Here is a 19,353-nt window from a genome sequence, read left to right on the forward strand (position 1 = left end):
ATCAGTCCGCCAACTCCAGAATTCTTACCACCAACTGCGAGAAGCTCAGGCCCGCCTGACGCGCCGCCATCGGCACCAGACTGTGGCTGGTCATACCCGGAGAGGTATTCGCTTCCAGCAGATAAAACTGGCCATCGCTGTCCAGCATGACGTCAATGCGACCCCAACCTTTACAGCCCAATGTGGTCCACGCTTTCAGGACTAATTCCTGTAAACGGGCCTCTTGTTCGACTTCCAGACCGGCAGGGCAGAAATATTGTGTCTCATCAGAGAGATACTTCGCCTCATAATCATAGAAGGTTCCCGCGGGTTGGATACGTATTGACGGTAAAATTTCTTCACCAAGTATCGCAACTGTAAATTCCGGTCCACTGAGCCATTTTTCGATCAGTACTTCTTCATCATGCTGAAAAGCCAATGCTAATGCACCATGCAAAGCATTTTCTTCTTCAACTTTTGACATCCCTACGCTTGAGCCTTCACGGCTTGGCTTCACAATTAGCGGCAAACCTAACGCAGAAATCTCCGTAACCACCTCATCGCTAAGACCTTTTTCGAACTCAGCGCGAGTCAATGCGACCCAAGGCGCGACCGGTAAACCTGCCCCCTGCCACAACAGTTTGCTGCGCAGTTTGTCCATCGAAATCGCAGAAGCCATGACGCCACTACCGGTGTACGGCAGACCAACCAGCTCCAGCATGCCCTGCAACGTGCCATCTTCACCACCACGACCGTGCAGCGCAATAAACACCTTTTGAAAACCCATCGATTTCAAAAGCGTGACATCAACCTCTTTTGGGTCAATTGGATGAGCATCCACACCACCTTCGCGTAACCCTGCCAGTACGGCCGCGCCGGAATTCAGCGAAACGTCACGCTCTGCGGAGGTTCCCCCTAACAGGACCGCGATTTTATCAGCCATGTTGTTCTTCCTCCGGGTTTTGCGGCTTCAGTTTGATTTCAGCTAAGGAACGCGCGATTTTGCCGATATTTCCAGCGCCCTGCACCAAAATCAGATCGTTGCCGGTTAATACCGGCGCCAGCATATCTGCCACCTGAGCCGGATCGGAAACCAGAATCGGGTCGATCTTACCGCGACCACGGATCGTACGGCACAGCGAGCGGCTGTCGGCTCCTGGAATCGCGGCTTCACCCGCGGCGTACACATCCAGCATCAACAGTGCATCGACCTGAGTCAGCACGTTGGCAAAGTCGTCATACAGATCGCGAGTACGCGTAAAGCGGTGCGGCTGGAACAGCATCACCAAATTTTTGTCCGGCCAGCCCGCGCGTGCAGCTTTAATCGTGGCATCCACTTCCGTAGGGTGATGACCATAATCATCCACCAGCATCGCCGTCCCGGCTTTACCGTTTACCGGCTCAAGCGGGAATTCGCCAAGGAAGTCAAAACGTCGTCCGGTGCCCTGGAAACTTTCCAGCGCGCGCAGAATTGCGTCGTCTTCAATGCCTTCTTCTGTTGCAACTGCTACCGCCGCCGCCGCGTTCAGCGCATTGTGACGGCCCGGTGCGTTCAACGTCACGCGTAAATCGGCCATCCCCTGACGCAGCAGCGTGAAGTGCCCTTGTGGACCAATCTGCTGGTAATCTTCGACGCGCACATCAGCATCATCGCTGAAACCATAGGTTGTGGTTTGACGACCAACTCGCGGCAACAACTCGCGGATCACCGGATCGTCAACGCACATCACCGCACGACCATAAAACGGCAAGTTATGCAGGAAATTAATAAACGTCTGCTTTAAATTTTCGAAGTCGCCATGGTAGGTATCCATATGATCGGCTTCGATATTGGTAACAATCGCCACCATCGGCTGCAAATGCAGGAACGACGCATCGCTCTCATCCGCCTCCGCAATTAAATAACGGCTATGACCCAGACGCGCATGGACGCCTGCGGCCTTCACCAGACCGCCGTTGACAAACGTCGGATCCAGCCCCGCTTCCGCGTAGATACTGGAGACCATCGCTGTGGTCGTGGTTTTACCGTGCGTCCCGGCAATGGCGATACCGTGACGAAAACGCATTAACTCCGCCAGCATTTCAGCACGACGGATCACCGGAATGCGCGCTTCATGCGCCGCAACAATTTCCGGGTTATCCGCAGAAATGGCGCTGGATACCACCACCACGCTCGCATCGCGCACGTTTTCCGGGCGATGGTTGAAGAAAATCGTGGCGCCCAGATTCGTCAACTGCTGCGTCACCGGGTTCGGCGCTAAGTCAGAACCGCTGATCTGATAACCTTCGTTGGCCAAAACTTCGGCAATACCGCCCATACCAGCACCACCGATGCCGACAAAGTGAATGTGCCGAACGCGACGCATTTCGGGCACGATGGAACGCAGTTTTGCCAGTTGTTGTGTATTCATTCTTTAGCCATTAACTTCTTAGTTCATGCGATGCAAAAGGCATCACCACAATTACGCCCGGGCAGCCCGGCTCACTTCATTAGCAACACGCTCTGTAGCATCCGGAATGGAAGCGGCGCGCGCACGTTCTGCCATGGTTAATAAAGTTTCTCGCGACCACCCGGAAAGGGTGTTAGCGACGGCATCCACAGTAAACTGCGGCTGCTCAAGAATTTTGGCGGCGCCCGCTTTCTCCAGCGGCAGCGCATTCCAGTACTGCTGTCGGTCTTTATGCTGAAAAGGCACAAACAGCGCAGGCAAACCTGCGGCGGCAATTTCGCTTACCGTCAGCGCACCGGAGCGACAAACTACGACATCTGCCCACGCGTAGGCGGCTGCCATATCATCAATAAACTCAGTGACCTTGTGCTGCGGTTGTCCCGCGTCGGCATACGCCTGTTCAACGGTTTGCTGCGCGCCTTTGCCACTCTGATGCCAGATAGTCACCGCGTCACCAAGCTTTGCGGCAACCTGCGGCATCGTCTGGTTCAATACGCGTGCGCCCTGAGATCCCCCGACGACCAGCACGCGAACCGGGCCTTCACGCCCCGTCAGACGCGCTTCTGGCAACGGCAGCGCCAGAACGTCGGTGCGTACCGGGTTCCCCACCACTTCCGCATTCGGGAAAGCGCCAGGAAAAGCCTGCATCACCTTCGTTGCAATCTTCGCCAGCCACTTGTTGGTTAATCCCGCAATGCCGTTCTGCTCATGCAGGACAACCGGGATGCCTAATGACCAGGCAGCCAGACCGCCAGGGCCGGACACATAGCCGCCCATCCCCAGCACCACATCAGGCTTAAACTGCTTCATAATGGCGCGCGCCTGACGCCAGGCATTAAAAATACGCACGGGGGCGGCAAGCAGCGCGTTGACACCTTTGCCACGCAAACCGGAGATGCGAATAAAGTCAATTTCGATGCCATGCTTCGGCACTAAGTCCGCTTCCATACGATCGGCGGTGCCCAGCCAACGAACCTGCCAGCCCTGGGCCATTAAATGGTGCGCGACCGCCAGCCCCGGGAACACATGCCCGCCGGTACCGCCTGCCATCACCATTAACCGCTTCGGTTGACCACTCATCGTGCACCTCGTGTAAACGCCTGGGCTTTTTCCAGACGCGTTTCATAATCAATACGTAACAAAAACATGATGGCCGTCGACATAATCAACAAACTGGAACCACCATAACTGATCAGCGGTAACGTCAGACCTTTGGTTGGCAGCATGCCTGCTGCCGCGCCGACGTTTACCAGCGCCTGGAAGCTAAACCAAATCCCGATGGAGCAGGCTAAAAAGCCTGAAAAACGGTGGTCAATTTCCAGCGCTTTGCGGCCAATCGACATCGCGCGAAAAGCGACGAAGAATACCATTAAAAGTGCCAATACCACACCGATATAACCCAGCTCTTCCCCAATGATGGCGAAGATGAAGTCGGTGTGCGCTTCCGGTAAATACTCCAGTTTTTGCACTGAATTACCTAACCCCTGACCCCAAACCTCACCGCGACCAAAAGCCATCAGCGATTGCGTTAACTGATAGCCGCTGCCAAACGGATCTTCCCATGGGTTCCAGAAGGAGGTTACGCGGCGAATACGATACGGTTCGGCAAGGATCAGCAGCACCACCGCCGAAATCCCCATGCCGATAATGGCAATGAACTGCCACAGTTTCGCGCCAGCGAGAAACAGCATCGCCAGCGTCGTGACAAACAGCACCACCACCGTACCAAGGTCAGGCTGCGCCAGCAGTAAGACTGCCAGCACCAGAATCACACCCATCGGTTTTAAGAAGCCGCGCAGGTTATTACGCACTTCATCGACTTTACGCACCAGGTAGTTAGCGAGATAACAGAACAGCGACAGCTTGGTGAATTCCGCAGGCTGAATACGCAGTGGACCCAGCGCGATCCAGCGCGATGCCCCGTTAACTGAGCTCCCCACCACCAGCACGATCAACAACATGATGATCGAGGCGATCAGCATCGTCGTGCTGTACTTTTGCCAGAACTCCATCGGCAGACGCAGCGTCACCATCGCCAGACAGAACGCGAGGAAGATATACAGCGCGTCACGCTTAGCAAACAGGAAAGGATCGCCTGCCAGGCGTTGCCCTACGGGCATCGATGCCGATGTCACCATCACAAAACCGATCGCTGCCAGACCAAAAGTCAGCCACAGCAGCATGCGGTCATACATGATCAGGCTGTCCGCGTCTTTATCACGCGAAGCCATCACCCAGCCTTTAAGTGCCGCGAAGATCCACGCCAGGACACCCAGTCCCGGTACGCGCGGCATTTTCAGACGAGGGAGAGAGAATCGCATCAACCCAACTCCTTCGCTAAACGGGTAAAGACGTCACCGCGTTGCTCAAAGTTCTTGAACTGGTCAAGGCTGGCGCAGGCTGGCGACAGCAGCACCATATCGCCCGACTTCACACGCGGTGCGAGCAGACGCATTGCCTGCTCCATGGTTTCAGTGTGTTCCGCAACCTCAGGACGCAGAGCGGCAAGCTGCGCGCCATCGCGACCAAAGCAGTACAGACGAATGTTGTCGCCAGTCAGGTAGCGTTGCAGCGGCATAAAGTCGGCGGATTTCCCATCGCCGCCCAGCAGCAGGTGCAACGTACCGTCAACGTGCAGACCATTCAGCGCCGCTTCGGTGCTACCAACGTTGGTAGCTTTTGAATCGTTGATCCAACGCACACCGTTATGATTCAGTACCAACTGGAAACGATGCGCCAGACCGGTAAAGGTAGTCAGCGCTTTCAGGCTGGATGCCCGCGGCAGACCCGCAGCATCCGCCAGCGCCAGCGCCGCCAGGGCGTTGGTATAGTTATGCTGGCCGGTAAGCGTCATCTCTTTCACGTTCAGGACTTTTTCGCCCTTCACCCGCAGCCAGGTTTCACCCTGCTGACGATTGAGATGATAGTCACCCATGTTGATGCCAAAGCTCACGCAGCGCTCATCCGCCCCGCGAATCGGCATGGTCAACGCATCATCGGCATTAACCACACACACTTTCGCATTCTCATAGACGCGCAGTTTGGCTGCACGGTACTGCTGCAAGCCAAACGGATACCTGTCCATATGATCTTCAGTGACGTTCAAAATGGTGGCGGCTACGGCCTGTAAGCTGGAGGTTGTCTCCAGCTGGAAGCTCGACAACTCCAGTACATACAGCTCACGTTCGTCATCCAGCAACATCAGCGCGGGCAGGCCGATATTTCCGCCAACACCCACGTTCACACCAGCCGCTTTCGCCATTTCTCCCACCAACGTGGTGACGGTGCTTTTCCCGTTGGAACCGGTGATCGCGACGATCGGCGCCTGCGCTTCACGACAGAACAGCTCGATGTCACCGACAATTTCGATCCCTACATCAGCAGCGGCGCTCAGCGAAGGATGCGCCAGGGCAATACCAGGGCTGGCGACGATAAGATCGGCGGCCAGCAGCCAATCATCATTCAGGCTGCCAACATGACGCTCAACCGCTTCCGGCAATTTATCCAGGCCAGGTGGCGTTGCGCGGGTATCCATCACACGCGGCGTCACGCCGCGCGCCAGAAAGAAATCCACGCAGGACAGCCCGGTCAATCCCAGACCGATAATGACGACTTTTTTACCCTGGTAATCAGCCATGATTAACGTACCTTCAGCGTTGCCAGGCCAATCAGCACCAGCATCAGCGAAATAATCCAGAAGCGCACAATTACGCGCGGTTCCGGCCAGCCTTTCAGTTCATAGTGATGGTGAATCGGCGCCATACGGAAGATGCGCTGCCCGCGCAGCTTAAAGGAGCCAACCTGCAGAATGACCGACAGCGTTTCCACAACAAATACGCCGCCCATGATTACCAGCAGGAACTCCTGACGCAGCAGCACGGCAATAATGCCCAGCGCGCCGCCCAGCGCCAGCGAACCGACGTCTCCCATAAAGACCTGCGCCGGATAGGTGTTAAACCACAGGAAGCCTAACCCCGCACCAACAATCGCCGTACAGACGATCACCAGTTCGCCGGCATGGCGTAAATAGGGAATGTGCAGGTAGTTGGCAAAGTTCATGTTACCGGTCGCCCACGCCACCAGCGCAAAACCTGCAGCCACGAACACGGTCGGCATAATCGCCAGACCATCCAGGCCATCGGTGAGGTTTACCGCGTTGCCAGTGCCCACAATCACGAAGTACGCCAGCAGCACGTAGAACAGCCCCAATTGCGGCATGACATCTTTAAAGAACGGCACCACCAGCTCGGTAGCTGGGGTGTCTTTACCGGCGAGGTACAGCGCAAAGGCTACACCCAGCGCAATCACCGACATCCAGAAGTACTTCCAGCGGGCAATCAACCCCTTGGTATCTTTGCGCACCACTTTGCGGTAGTCATCGACAAAACCGATAATGCCGTAGCCAATCAATACCACCAGCACGCACCATACGTACGGGTTCGACGGATATGCCCACAACAGAACGGAGATAACAATCGCGGTGAGGATCATGATCCCGCCCATGGTTGGCGTACCACGTTTACTAAAGTGCGATTCAGGACCGTCGTTACGTACGACCTGTCCAAAGGACATTTTTTGCAAGCGGGCAATCATGCGCGGGCCCATCCACAAAGAGATGAACAGCGCGGTCAGCAGGCTGACGATGGCGCGAAACGTCAGATAGGAAAAGACGTTAAAGCCGGAATAATATTTGACCAAATGTTCGGCCAGCCAAACTAACATGTCCCATTCTCCTGTAATGCGCGTACTACCTCTTCCATGGCGGCACTACGTGAACCCTTCACTAAAATCGTCATGACCTGATGTTCTGCAATCAATGCTTTAAGTTGCGCGGCCAGCGCGCTTTTATCCGCAAAATGTTCGCCAACGCCGCTGGCGTCGCTAATTGCCTGACTCAGTTTTCCTGTACTCAGTACACGGTCGATACCTGCTGCTTTCGCAGCAACACCTACCTGTACATGGCATGCTTCACTTTCTGCGCCAAGCTCTGCCATATCGCCAACGACCAGTACGCGATAGCCCGGCATTTCAGACAGCACCTGCACCGCTGCGGTCATCGAACCGACGTTCGCGTTATAGGAGTCGTCAAGCAGCAGCTGATTTTCTGCGAGTTGAATCGGGAACAGACGTCCTGGTACCGCTTGCAGATCCTTCAGGCCCGCTTTGATCGCCTCAGGCGTCGCGCCTACCGCCATAGAGAGCGCAGCCGCCGCCAGGGCGTTGGCTATGTTGTGACGACCCGGCAGCGGCAGCAGAACATCAATGCTTCCGGTTGGCGTTTGCAATGAAAACTCCGTGCCGTGTGAGGTCACGTGAACGTTGGTCGCCGAAAAGTCGCTGTTGGCCGCATTCGGGGAGAAGCGCCAGACTTTGCGATCGCCGATGATGCTTTGCCAGTTCAACCAGTCGTTGTTGTCGGCATTCATAATGGCGATACCGTTCGCAGACAGGCCGGTAAAAATCTCACCTTTTGCCTTCGCAACGCCCGCCAGAGAGCCGAAACCTTCCAGGTGCGCGGCGGCCAGATTGTTCACCAGCGCCGCTTCCGGACGCGTCAGGCCGACGGTCCAGGCGATTTCGCCCTGATGGTTGGCGCCGAGCTCAATCACGGCATAGTCGTAATCGTTGTTTAAGCGCAGCAGCGTCATCGGTACGCCGATGTCGTTATTCAGATTGCCCGCGGTATATAGGGTGTTACCACACTGGCTCAGAATGGCAGCCGTCATCTCTTTGACGGACGTTTTACCGGATGAGCCGGTCAGCGCGACAACGCGCGCCGGAACCTGAGCGCGAACCCACGCCGCCAGTTCACCAAACGCCAGACGCGTATCTTTAACAATCAGCTGCGGCAGGTTGGTGTCCAACGGGCGGCTGACCAGCAGCGCACCCGCCCCGCTCTCTTGCGCTTTGTCTGCAAAATCGTGGGCGTCAAAGCGTTCGCCTTTCAGCGCCACAAACAGGCAGCCCGGCGTCACTTTACGCGTATCGGTTGTTACGGCATCAAGGGTCAGATCGGCCCCTTTCAGTTCGCCACGGAGGATCTCCGCCAGTTGGCTGAGCGTTACGCTAATCATGCGATAACCCCCAGCAGACGCGCTGCGGTCACGCGGTCAGAATAGTCGAGACGCTGAGAGCCGACGATCTGGTAATCTTCGTGACCTTTCCCGGCCACCAGCACCACGTCGTTTTCTTTCGCCTGCATAATGGCGTTTGTCACGGCTTCTGCGCGCCCTTCCATCACCTTCGCCTGTCCGGCATCCAGCATACCCGCCAGAATGTCGTTAATAATGGCGCGCGGCTCTTCGGTACGCGGGTTGTCATCAGTCACCACGACAACATCTGCAAACTGCTCGGCGATTGCGCCCATCAACGGACGTTTGCCTTTATCGCGATCGCCGCCGCAGCCAAAGACGCACCACAGTTTGCCAGTACAGTGCAGACGTGCCGCCTGCAGCGCTTTTTCCAGCGCATCTGGCGTATGGGCGTAATCAACCACCACGGTGGTTTTACCCGGCGCGCTGAACACTTCCATACGTCCGCAAACCGGCTGCAATTGTGTCGCCGTTTTCAGTAAATCAGCTAACGGATAGCCCAGTGCCAACAGCGTTGCCAGCGCCAGCAAAAGATTGCTGACGTTAAACGCCCCCATCAGGCGGCTTTCTATTTCGCCCTCACCCCATGAAGAGGTAAAGCGAATCGTTGCCCCGCTGTCGTGATACTTCACGTCAACCGCTTTTAACCAACGACCATGACAGTTCGGGTTGATGTGGTCTTCCATCGAAACGGCAACCGCATCAGGGAGTTTCGCCAGCCAGCGACGACCGACTTCATCATCCGCATTGACAATGGCCTGACCGCAATGGTGCGTGGAATACAGCAGCCATTTCGCGGCTTCGTAATGTTCCATGTCGCCGTGGTAGTCGAGATGGTCGCGGCTTAAGTTAGTAAATACTGATGCGGCAAACTTCAGCGCCGCGACGCGATGCTGAACCAGGCCGTGTGAAGAGACTTCCATCGCGCCAACCGTTGCGCCCTGCGCAGCCAGCCCCGCCAGCACATGCTGGACATCAACAGCTGAACCGGTGGTATTTTCCGTTGGGATCACTTTGCCCAGCAGGCCATTGCCTACTGTTCCCATTACCGCGCTGGTTTCGCCAAGCAATTGGCTCCACTGGGCCAGCAATTGGGTGGTGGTGGTTTTACCGTTAGTCCCGGTTACGCCGACCAGACGCATTTTCTCAGAAGGCTCGTGGTAAAAACGGCCCGCCAGTGCAGATAAACGTTCGTTAAGCTGACTGAGATAGATGACCGGAACGCCATGCATTTCACGGATTTCACCATCAGTAGCTTCATCTTTTGCTTCTGCAATAATGGCAGCCACACCTTGCGCTATCGCCTGCGGGATATACCGACGCCCGTCCGCCTGATGACCCAATACTGCGACAAAGAGATCGCCTGATGCAGCCACACGGCTGTCAAGCGTCATCTCCCGCAGTGCTCGCTCCGGTGCACCCGGCACCCATGGAGCAAGAAGGTCGCGCAAATTACGATCTGCCACCTGTTGCCTCGCCTTGATTATTCACAAATTCATTTTTATCGCCCGTTGTCAGCGCATCCGGCTCGATGTTCATGGTGCGCAGTACGCCGCCCATGATGGCACCAAAGACCGGCGCGGAAACGGCGCCACCGTAGTATTTACCCGCCTGCGGATCGTTGATAACAACAACCAGCGCGAAGCGCGGCTGACTCGCAGGCGCAACGCCTGCGGTATAAGCAATGTATTTGTTGATGTAACGGCCATCCGGCCCTACTTTTTTCGCTGTACCGGTTTTAATAGCGACGCGATAGCCTTTAATCGCCGCCTTCACGCCGCCGCCGCCCGGCAGCGCCACGCTTTCCATCATATGCACGACGGTACGCACGGTATCTTCCGGGAAGATACGCTCACCCGGAACAGGAGGGTCAACTTTGGTAATCGACAGTGGACGATAAACGCCGTAGCTGCCGATCGTTGCATAGACTCGCGCTAACTGTAACGGCGTTACCATTAGCCCGTAGCCGAAAGAGAAGGTGGCCCTCTCTATGTCAGACCACCGTTGTTTTTGAGGATATAAGCCACTGCGTTCTCCGACCAACCCCAAATTGGTCGCTTTTCCCAGCCCAAAACGTGAGTAAGTATCTACTAACGCTGAGGACGGCATCGCTAACGCCAGCTTGGAAACACCGACGTTACTCGACTTCTGCAAAACCCCGGTAAGGGTCAATTCGCTATAACGCGCCACGTCTTTGATTTCGTGGCCATTAATTCGGTAAGGAATCGTATTAAGTACGGTATTTTCGCGTACCACGCCACGCTGCAGCGCGGTCATCACCACCATCGGTTTAACGGTAGAACCCGGTTCAAACACGTCGGTGATGGTACGGTTACGCATCGCGTCTTTTGGCGTACCGGTGAGATTGTTCGGGTTGTAGGACGGACTGTTGGCCATCGCCAGCACTTCACCGGTGTTTACATCCACCAGTACCGCACTGCCTGACTCCGCCTTGTTGAACGCCACGGCGTTATTCAGTTCACGGTAGACCAGTGCCTGTAAACGCTCATCAATGCTCAACGCGAGGTTATGCGCCGCCTGGCTGTCGGTAGAGGAGATATCTTCAATGACGCGGCCATAACGGTCTTTACGTACAATACGTTCGCCCGGTTGTCCGGTGAGCCACTTGTCGAAGCTCTTCTCAACGCCTTCAATCCCCTGGCTGTCGACGTTAGTAAAGCCGATGAGGTGAGCAGTCACTTCTCCGGAAGGATAGTAACGGCGGGATTCTTCGCGCAGGTGGATACCTGGCAGCTTCAGTTTTTTGATGTAGTCGGCCATGTCAGGGTTAACCTGACGCGCCAGATAGATGAAGCGCCCTTTCGGGTTGGCGTTAATGCGGGAAGCCAGCTGGTCGAGCGGGAGATTCAGCGCGGTTGACAGCGCTCTCCAGCGTTCGCCAACGCTCACGCCGCCTGCATCATGTACTTCTTTCGGGTCGGCCCATATAGCTTTAACCGGAACGCTCACCGCCAGCGGACGACCGGAACGGTCGGTAATCATCCCGCGCGATGTGGAGACTTCCTGGACGCGCAGGGAACGCATGTCACCCTGACGCACCAGCATATCCGGCGCAATGATTTGCAGCCAGGCAACGCGCCCCAGCAGGAAACCCAATGCCAGCAAAATACAGCCGCACAGTAACGCAAAACGCCAACTGACAAAGTTGGCTTGTTCTTCCTGGCGTTTTGGTTTGTGCGTTTTTGCCGCTGCTTTCATGCGTCGCGTTTATCCTTATTTTTGTACTACGATATTTTCTTGTGAGGGATCGACATGCTGCATTTGCAGCTTTTCCGTTGCGATCCGTTCAACACGGCTATGGTCGCCGAGCGCGTTCTCCTCAAGGATCAAGTTGCGCCATTCGATATCCAGCGCATCTCGCTCCAGAACCAGCTGCTCACGCTGCGCAGTCAGTAACCGCGTATGGTGTGCTGTTGTCACGACGGTAACCGCCGTCAAAATAATGCAAATGAACAGGCAGAGTGGCAGCTTCCCATACCGCAAAAGATCGTCACCGATCACGCCAGGCAAGGCATGGCGCTCGTTGCTTCCTATCGATCCTTTAACTTTGCTGAGGGCTTCTGTCACTCTGCTGATCATGCGTTCGTCCTCTCTGCAATACGCAGAACTGAACTACGGGCACGAGGATTCTCAGCTACCTCTTCTTCACCCGGCATCATCTTGCCTAGTGCTCTTAACTCACGGCCGCCCAGCTTTTTGATCTGCGCTTCGGTCATCGGTATTCCAGCCGGTACCTGAGGACCACGGCTTTGTTCACGCATAAAGCGTTTCACAATGCGGTCTTCAAGCGAATGGAAACTGATGATCGAAAGGCGACCACCTGGAGCCAGCACGCTGAGCGAGCTTTTTAGCGCCTGCTCTATCTCCTCCAGTTCACTGTTCACCCAAATGCGCACCGCCTGGAAGGTACGGGTCGCGGGATGTTTGAATTTGTCCTTCACCGGCATTGCCGCTGCAATAACTTCCGCCAGCTCTTTGGTGCGGGTCATCGGTTCGATGCGGTTGCGCTCCACGATGGCGCGCGCAATGCGTTTGCCGAAGCGCTCTTCGCCAAAGGTTTTAATCACCCAGGCAATGTCTGCTTCATCAGCGGTTTGCAGCCATTCGGCCGCTGACTGACCGCGTGTTGGGTCCATACGCATGTCTAACGGACCGTCACGCATAAACGAGAAACCGCGCTCTGCGTCATCGAGCTGCGGTGAAGAAACGCCGAGATCGAGAAGAATCCCGTCGATCTTACCGGTCAGTCCACGCTCGGCGACATAGTCAGCCAGCGCAGAGAAAGGTCCGTGTACGATGGAGAAACGGGGATCGGTAATCGTTTTTGCAACGGCAATAGCCTGCGGATCGCGATCGATTGCCAGTAAACGTCCCTCTTCGCCAAGCTGAGAGAGGATCAGACGTGAGTGACCGCCGCGACCAAATGTCCCGTCAATGTAGATGCCGTCTGGACGAATATTCAGGCCGTTTACGGCTTCATCCAGCAACACCGTTGTATGTTTATAATTTTCCGTCATTTTATAGAGACAAATCCTGCAATCGTTCCGACAACGCGCCAGTAACAGACTGCTCAGCGTCGATATCTTCCTTGACCTGTTGATACCAGGTCGTTTCATCCCACAGCTCAAACTTATTGAACTGCCCAACCAGCATCACTTCTTTCGTTAGCCCTGCGTGTTGCCGCAGAATGGGTGCTATCAGTAATCGACCAGCGTTATCCATCTGACATTCGCTGGCATGACCCAACAATAAGCGCTGTACGCGACGCTCAACTGGATTCATGTTCGACAGACGCGATAGCTTCTGCTCGATTATTTCCCATTCAGGCAGGGGGTACAGCAGCAGGCACGGGTGATGGATGTCAATGGTGCAAACCATTTGACCGGTAGCGCTCTCAAGCAGTTGATCCCGATAACGGGTAGGCACGGATAAGCGCCCTTTACTGTCGAGATTAACTAACGTTGCTCCCCGGAACATGCCAGTCTCACCCCCAATTACCACTTTATCCCACAAATTCCCACTTAAAGGAGTTTACGGAGCGGAGGAAAACCTTGTCAAGCAAGTCGCGGCGCTTAGCGGAGCAAAAAACCCATTGTTTACGGCTAATATCAGCGTTGAACAAATTCCGTACAGCAAACGAAGCAAATTAACGTCATGAATATTTGTAAGAAAAAAATCCAACAACTCATCATTGTTTAAAACAACTGAATATCATCCAAAGAAAATATAAAGTGTCAGTTTGCGACGCGAGCGGCATTTTAGGACAATATGCAGCGAGTTAACAGTACCAGTTAATCGCTCTGTACGCCGCGCAGAGCCGAGGTAAGCACCAGATGGCCGCAATACGAGAGCAAAGTGTTTGTTAATTCGGCAAATCCATACAAGCATGTAACAAAATAATACAAGCGTAACGCGTCGTTACGTATCAATAACCCAAAAATGGATAGTTGCATTTTTAATTCGGGGTATTTCAAGAATGAATTTCAGATAATTCTAAAGAATATTCTTAAATATAATGCGGTTATTTCTGAGAATAGAAAAATTGAAGACGTCAGAGGCTTATCCCACCGACGTCATCAATTGAGGAAACTTAGTTACGGCTGAGAATACCGCGACGGTACAGATTACGCCGTATACGCGTTAAACCTGGTTTTGGTTTACGCGGTTCGTCCAGACTTGCCAGTACAATCTCCAGCACGCGTTCTGCGACATCACGATGGCGCTGTGCCACTGCCAGTACCGGGCACTGCAGGAAGTCGAGCAGTTCGTGATCGCCAAAAGTCGCAATCGCTAAATCAGACGGCAGTTGCCCGTCACGACGCAGGGTCACATCCATCACGCCCTGCAACAGGGCAAACGACGTGGTAAACAACGCCTGAGGCATTGGGTGCGTTTCCAGCCATTTATCAAACAGCTGCGCAGCCGCTTCCCGCTCATAGCTGTTGGCGTACAGGAAATGGACTTCACGCGGATCGTCCTTCCACGCGGTACGAAAACCCTGTTCGCGCAGGAAGCTGACGGATAATTCAGGAAGCGCGCCCAGATAGAGAACGGTTTCAGCAGGGAATTTGCGTAACTCCTCTGCCAGCATTTCCGCATCATCCTGATCCGCACCCACAACGCTGGTAAAATGTTCGCGATCCAGTGCACGGTCCAGCGCCACAATCGGGAATGAACTGTTTGCCCAGCGTTGGTAGAACGGATGCTCAGGCGGCAAAGAAGTCGACACAATAATGGCATCGACCTGGCGCTGTAAAAGATGCTCAATACAGCGCATTTCGTTATCCGGCTGATCTTCAGAGCAGGCAATCAACAGCTGATACCCACGCTGACGCGCCTGGCGTTCCAGATAGTTTGCGATCCGGGTATAGCTTGTGTTCTCAAGATCCGGGATCACCAGCCCGATAGAACGTGTGCGTCCAGCACGCAGCCCGGCCGCCACGGCATTCGGGTGGTAATTATGCTCACGCACCACCGCCATGACTTTTTCAACCGTTTTGTCGCTTACGCGATATTGCTTTGCTTTGCCATTAATAACGTAGCTTGCAGTCGTTCGCGAAACGCCGGCCAACCGAGCGATTTCATCCAGTTTCACAATTGCCCCTTGCGTAAAATGTACAAACCATAACCTTTTAGATGGCATGGGTTAAACTTCTTAACATCTAAGCGCAGAATAATGACTGCGGCAACCGCTTTTGTCTCTGGTTACTGCTGATTTCGCAAAAAAAAGCGCAGCAGGTAGCATCAGCGAAAGCGGGTTCGTTACCTGCAGGCAGGATAAGGCGTTTATGCCGCTATCCGGCATGACCTCCACGATGAGGCCTGATAGCGCTTTGCTTACCAGGCCTACGGTTGACGATTAGCGCATAATTTTATCGCCACGGGAGAGTCCCACCACACCGGAACGAGCAACTTCCACAATTTTGGCGACTTCACGTAGGGTTGCCAGAAACGCATCCAGCTTGTCGCTGGTGCCCGCCAGTTGTACGGTGTAGATAGACGGCGTCACGTCGATGATTTGCCCACGGAAAATCTCCGTGTTGCGTTTCACCTCCTCCCGGCCATAACCGCTGGCCTGGATTTTCACCAGCATGATTTCTCGTTCAACGTGGGCACCCTGCCCCAGCTCGCTAACGCGCAGAACATCCACCAGTTTGTGGAGCTGCTTTTCGATCTGCTCAAGGACTTTCTCATCCCCTACCGTCTGAATCGTCATCCGCGATAAGGTCGGGTCGTCGGTCGGCGCGACGGTCAGGCTTTCAATGTTGTATCCACGCTGGGCGAAGAGGCCAATCACCCGCGATAATGCACCCGACTCATTTTCCAGTAATACTGATAATATCCGGCGCATAATCAGGTCCTCTCCGTTTTGCTTAGCCACATTTCATCCATCCCGCCCCCACGAATCTGCATCGGGTAGACATGCTCACTGCCGTCGACGGTGACGTCGACAAACACCAGGCGATGGTTACGCACATGCTCCAGCGCTTCACCCAGCTTGCTCTCCAGTTCATCTGGATGATTAATCTGGATACCGATATGCCCATAAGCCTCAGCAAGGCGCACAAAATCGGGCAGCGACTGCATGTAAGACTGGGAGTGACGCCCGGAGTAGATCATGTCCTGCCATTGTTTGACCATGCCGAGATAACGGTTGTTAAGGTTGAGCACCAGCACCGGCAGTTCATACTGCAGCGCCGTCGACAGCTCCTGGATATTCATCTGAATGCTGCCATCCCCGGTCACGCACACTACCGTTTCATCCGGCAACGCCATTTTCACCCCTAACGCCGCGGGTAAACCGAATCCCATCGTGCCGAGGCCGCCTGAGTTAATCCAGCGACGCGGTTTATCGAACGGATAATAAAGTGCGGCAAACATCTGATGCTGGCCAACGTCAGAGGTCACATACGCCTCCCCTTTCGTCAGACGCCAGATGGTTTCAATCACCGCCTGCGGCTTAATGCTTTCGCTTTGCGTGTCGTATTTCAGACACTGACGGGCGCGCCAGTGCTCAATCTGTTGCCACCAGTCACGGTTATCATCCAGTGGCTGCTGTGATTTCTCCTGCTCCAGCAGTTCGAGCATTTGATCCAGCACCAGACGGGCATCACCCACAATCGGAATATCCGCAGTAACGGTTTTAGAAATAGAGGTCGGATCGATGTCGATATGCAGCACGGTCGCATTCGGACAATATTTTGCCAGGTTATTTGTTGTTCGATCGTCAAAGCGAACGCCGACAGCAAAGATCACATCGGAATGATGCATGGTCATATTCGCTTCGTAGGTACCGTGCATCCCTAACATGCCCAGCGCCTGACGATGCGTGGCCGGAAACGCGCCCAACCCCATTAGCGAGGAGACAACCGGCAGATTCAGCGCTTCAGCAATCTGAGCTAACTGCTCATGGCAAGCAGCATTGACCGCGCCACCGCCCACATAGACAACCGGTTTCTTCGCCGCGACCAGCGTCTGTAGCGCCCGTTTGATCTGTCCTTTATGCCCCGTCGTCGTCGGATTATACGAGCGCATACTCACCGAGTCCGGCCAGCTATAAGGCAGTTTCTTCGCCGGATTCAGAATATCCTTCGGCAAATCCACCACCACCGGCCCAGGACGACCGCTTGCTGCCAGCCAGAAGGCTTTTTTCAGCACCTGCGGAATATCTTCCGTTTGTTTGACCAGGAAGCTGTGTTTTACCACCGGGCGGGATATACCTACCATGTCGCACTCCTGGAAGGCATCGTAGCCAATCAGCGACGTTGCGACCTGTCCAGAGAGGATCACCAGCGGAATGGAATCCATGTAAGCCGTTGCGATTCCGGTAATCGCGTTGGTCGCCCCCGGTCCGGAGGTAACTAATACGACCCCCACTTCTCCCGTGCCACGCGCAAGGCCATCAGCCATATGTACCGCCGCTTGTTCATGGCGAACCAGCACATGATCAATACCGCCGACCGTATGCAGCGCATCATAAATATCGAGAACGGCCCCCCCGGGATAACCGAATACCTGCTTCACACCCTGATCGATGAGCGATCGGACGACCATCTCGGCTCCAGACAACATCTCCATGGCTTGCCTCACTCTTATAATGAATTACGGTTTAACAACACATTAACCGCTGACGATGACGCATGGCAATTGACTCCGAAGGGGTGTCACTGGAGTAAATAAGAATAAAAAGGAGGAAAGACGCGAATAAACGGAGAATTAAACCAGCATAAGCAATCAGTATGATAAATAATCGCTTAAAAATGGGAACTTACAGCAATTACTCTATTTTTTGACACTTTTGGACAGACGTAAAAAATAGAGTTCAGCATAAAATTTCAGTTATAAAGACAAAAGCAGAATAAACAGGATGTATTGTCCGGTTTACTCTGCCAAGTGCTACTGCTTACAAACGGAGACTAACAGCTCTTCCATCCATTGATGTCCTTTATCTCGGCCCGCGGCTTCATGCCAGGAAAGATAGCATGTGCGGCTGTTCAATTTTAACGGTAAAGGTAAGATCTGTAGTTCTAAAGAATCGGCAAATTCTTCTGCTAACCAACGCGGCGCAATAGAGACCAAATGCGTTTGCGACACAATATTAAGAACGCTAATTAATGCCATGCCCTGATAAGCTACGCAGGATTGTTTATCCGGTGTGTCATACCATGGTTGGCTGAATGATGCGAAGCGATCAAGTGACACCACCGCATGCTGTTCATTATAGACATCGCTTTCCAGTAACGGACCACTAATGCGCGGATGCTTTTTACTTGCGACTAACACCATTTCGTCATTGAATAACGGAATACTGGTAAATTCAGGACGACGGAATTCTTCATAGCTAATAACGAATTCTGTTTCCTGGTAACGTAATTGATGCTCTGTATTTTGATTGAGTGAAGATTTAAATACGACATGAATGTTTGGCGCTACTTGCTCAACCCGATTATAAATCAACGACGTCAGGATATTATCCAATGGGCTGCATACGCAAAGATTGAATACGCGCTCGCTGCTGGCTGGCTCAAAACCCGATCCAGGCAGTTCATTTTGCACTAATTGCAATGCCTGGCGAACAGAACCAAATAGCTGGAAGGCTCTTGCTGTCGGCTGGATACCGCGTCCATAACGAACAAAAAGCTCATCATTAAACATCACTTTCAGGCGCGCGACCGCATTACTGACAGCGGGTTGGGACATTCCCAAAGTATGCGCGGCACGGGTAATGTTTTGTTCTTGCATCACCGCATCAAAGACGGTTAATAAATTAAGATCAACCATGCGAAGCTGTGGCTTCCCCATATCTATAATATTTGTTTTATCTATTATTTTTACTTCTGGCATATTTAACTCCACTGTCACTCTAAACTCCCTTTTCCCAGACGGAGTGAAGAAATAATCTCCGTTAATATGATTTACCATACATATAAGATGAGAAAAAGAAAAAACATTAAAATTAGGAAAACATAAAGGCACAAACCTAAATGAACAAAAGACCAATGCGAGCGCAGTGTGGCAGGTGTCACTGCACGGTGATTCATATGTTTAAATTTCAAAAACAATATAACCATAAGCATGGCGAATATACAATCATACGTATCGTGAATACGTATTTAAGTTTTAATTAAATGTTTATATTATTAATGCATTAAAAGTTAACATTAATTTATCAATTATGTGGTGTTACACTGTCCATAGCCATTCACGATTACTATAAAAACAGATAAATCATAAAGATATGAAATCCCAAGAGCGACCTTTTCTTCAGTTCGCCGTTACAATAAATGCAAATAATTATGCTCAAATATGTC

The 19,353-nt window shown here is 53.4% G+C and carries 16 protein-coding genes; all 16 read right to left on the reverse strand.

Going from position 1 to position 19,353, the window contains the following annotated elements:
• Nucleotide 1: 1 nt before the first annotated feature.
• The 16 genes from SK35_RS20335 to leuO all read right to left on the reverse strand — a co-directional run bounded on the left by SK35_RS20335 (nucleotide 2) and on the right by leuO (nucleotide 18,886).
• Complete coding sequence (locus tag SK35_RS20335; protein WP_048214939.1) at nucleotides 2-922, reverse strand: D-alanine--D-alanine ligase; 921 nt, start codon at nucleotides 920-922, stop codon at nucleotides 2-4.
• Nucleotides 915-2,390, reverse strand: a complete 1,476-nt coding sequence (gene murC / locus SK35_RS20340; protein WP_003018763.1) for a UDP-N-acetylmuramate--L-alanine ligase — start codon at nucleotides 2,388-2,390, stop codon at nucleotides 915-917. Before murC ends, SK35_RS20335 begins: the two co-directional genes overlap by 8 nt.
• A gap of 51 nt (nucleotides 2,391-2,441) precedes the next feature.
• A complete protein-coding gene (murG, locus tag SK35_RS20345) occupies nucleotides 2,442-3,509 on the reverse strand; it encodes an undecaprenyldiphospho-muramoylpentapeptide beta-N-acetylglucosaminyltransferase (protein WP_048214940.1) in 1,068 nt (355 codons plus the stop codon).
• Nucleotides 3,506-4,750 carry a cell division protein FtsW gene (ftsW, locus tag SK35_RS20350; RefSeq protein WP_003829529.1) on the reverse strand — a complete coding sequence of 415 codons (1,245 nt, stop codon included), beginning with the start codon at nucleotides 4,748-4,750 and terminating at the stop codon, nucleotides 3,506-3,508. The genes murG and ftsW overlap by 4 nt, the downstream gene beginning before the upstream one ends.
• A complete protein-coding gene (gene murD / locus SK35_RS20355) occupies nucleotides 4,750-6,066 on the reverse strand; it encodes a UDP-N-acetylmuramoyl-L-alanine--D-glutamate ligase (RefSeq protein ID WP_048214941.1) in 1,317 nt (438 codons plus the stop codon). Before murD ends, ftsW begins: the two co-directional genes overlap by 1 nt.
• Before the next feature lie 2 nt (nucleotides 6,067-6,068).
• Nucleotides 6,069-7,151, reverse strand: coding sequence for a phospho-N-acetylmuramoyl-pentapeptide-transferase (gene mraY / locus SK35_RS20360; protein ID WP_003018774.1), 1,083 nt, complete (start codon nucleotides 7,149-7,151; stop codon nucleotides 6,069-6,071).
• A complete protein-coding gene (murF, locus tag SK35_RS20365) occupies nucleotides 7,145-8,503 on the reverse strand; it encodes a UDP-N-acetylmuramoyl-tripeptide--D-alanyl-D-alanine ligase (protein WP_048214942.1) in 1,359 nt (452 codons plus the stop codon). Before murF ends, mraY begins: the two co-directional genes overlap by 7 nt.
• Nucleotides 8,500-9,987, reverse strand: coding sequence for a UDP-N-acetylmuramoyl-L-alanyl-D-glutamate--2,6-diaminopimelate ligase (gene murE / locus SK35_RS20370; RefSeq protein ID WP_048214943.1), 1,488 nt, complete (start codon nucleotides 9,985-9,987; stop codon nucleotides 8,500-8,502). Before murE ends, murF begins: the two co-directional genes overlap by 4 nt.
• Entirely contained in the window at nucleotides 9,974-11,740 is a 1,767-nt protein-coding gene (gene ftsI, locus SK35_RS20375) for a peptidoglycan glycosyltransferase FtsI (protein WP_048214944.1), read from the reverse strand. The genes murE and ftsI overlap by 14 nt, the downstream gene beginning before the upstream one ends.
• Nucleotides 11,741-11,755: 15 nt before the next feature.
• Nucleotides 11,756-12,121, reverse strand: a complete 366-nt coding sequence (gene ftsL / locus SK35_RS20380; RefSeq protein ID WP_006686695.1) for a cell division protein FtsL — start codon at nucleotides 12,119-12,121, stop codon at nucleotides 11,756-11,758.
• Nucleotides 12,118-13,059, reverse strand: a complete 942-nt coding sequence (gene rsmH, locus SK35_RS20385) for a 16S rRNA (cytosine(1402)-N(4))-methyltransferase RsmH (RefSeq protein ID WP_003018789.1) — start codon at nucleotides 13,057-13,059, stop codon at nucleotides 12,118-12,120. Before rsmH ends, ftsL begins: the two co-directional genes overlap by 4 nt.
• 1 nt (nucleotide 13,060) lies before the next feature.
• Nucleotides 13,061-13,519, reverse strand: a complete 459-nt coding sequence (mraZ, locus tag SK35_RS20390; RefSeq protein ID WP_048214945.1) for a division/cell wall cluster transcriptional repressor MraZ — start codon at nucleotides 13,517-13,519, stop codon at nucleotides 13,061-13,063.
• 613 nt (nucleotides 13,520-14,132) lie between these two features.
• Complete coding sequence (gene cra, locus SK35_RS20395; protein WP_003018794.1) at nucleotides 14,133-15,137, reverse strand: catabolite repressor/activator; 1,005 nt, start codon at nucleotides 15,135-15,137, stop codon at nucleotides 14,133-14,135.
• A gap of 264 nt (nucleotides 15,138-15,401) precedes the next feature.
• Nucleotides 15,402-15,893: an acetolactate synthase small subunit gene (gene ilvN, locus SK35_RS20400; protein WP_003829566.1), complete on the reverse strand. Its 492-nt coding sequence runs from the start codon at nucleotides 15,891-15,893 to the stop codon at nucleotides 15,402-15,404.
• 2 nt (nucleotides 15,894-15,895) lie between these two features.
• A complete protein-coding gene (gene ilvI, locus SK35_RS20405) occupies nucleotides 15,896-17,620 on the reverse strand; it encodes an acetolactate synthase 3 large subunit (protein ID WP_075551215.1) in 1,725 nt (574 codons plus the stop codon).
• Nucleotides 17,621-17,938: 318 nt separating this feature from the next.
• The gene (leuO, locus tag SK35_RS20410; RefSeq protein WP_020996231.1) at nucleotides 17,939-18,886 is read right to left on the reverse strand and encodes a transcriptional regulator LeuO; all 948 of its coding nucleotides are present in this window, start codon (nucleotides 18,884-18,886) and stop codon (nucleotides 17,939-17,941) included.
• Nucleotides 18,887-19,353: the final 467 nt, after the last annotated feature.

Source organism: Citrobacter sp. MGH105, from assembly GCF_001037485.2.
GTDB lineage: Bacteria > Pseudomonadota > Gammaproteobacteria > Enterobacterales > Enterobacteriaceae > Citrobacter > Citrobacter portucalensis.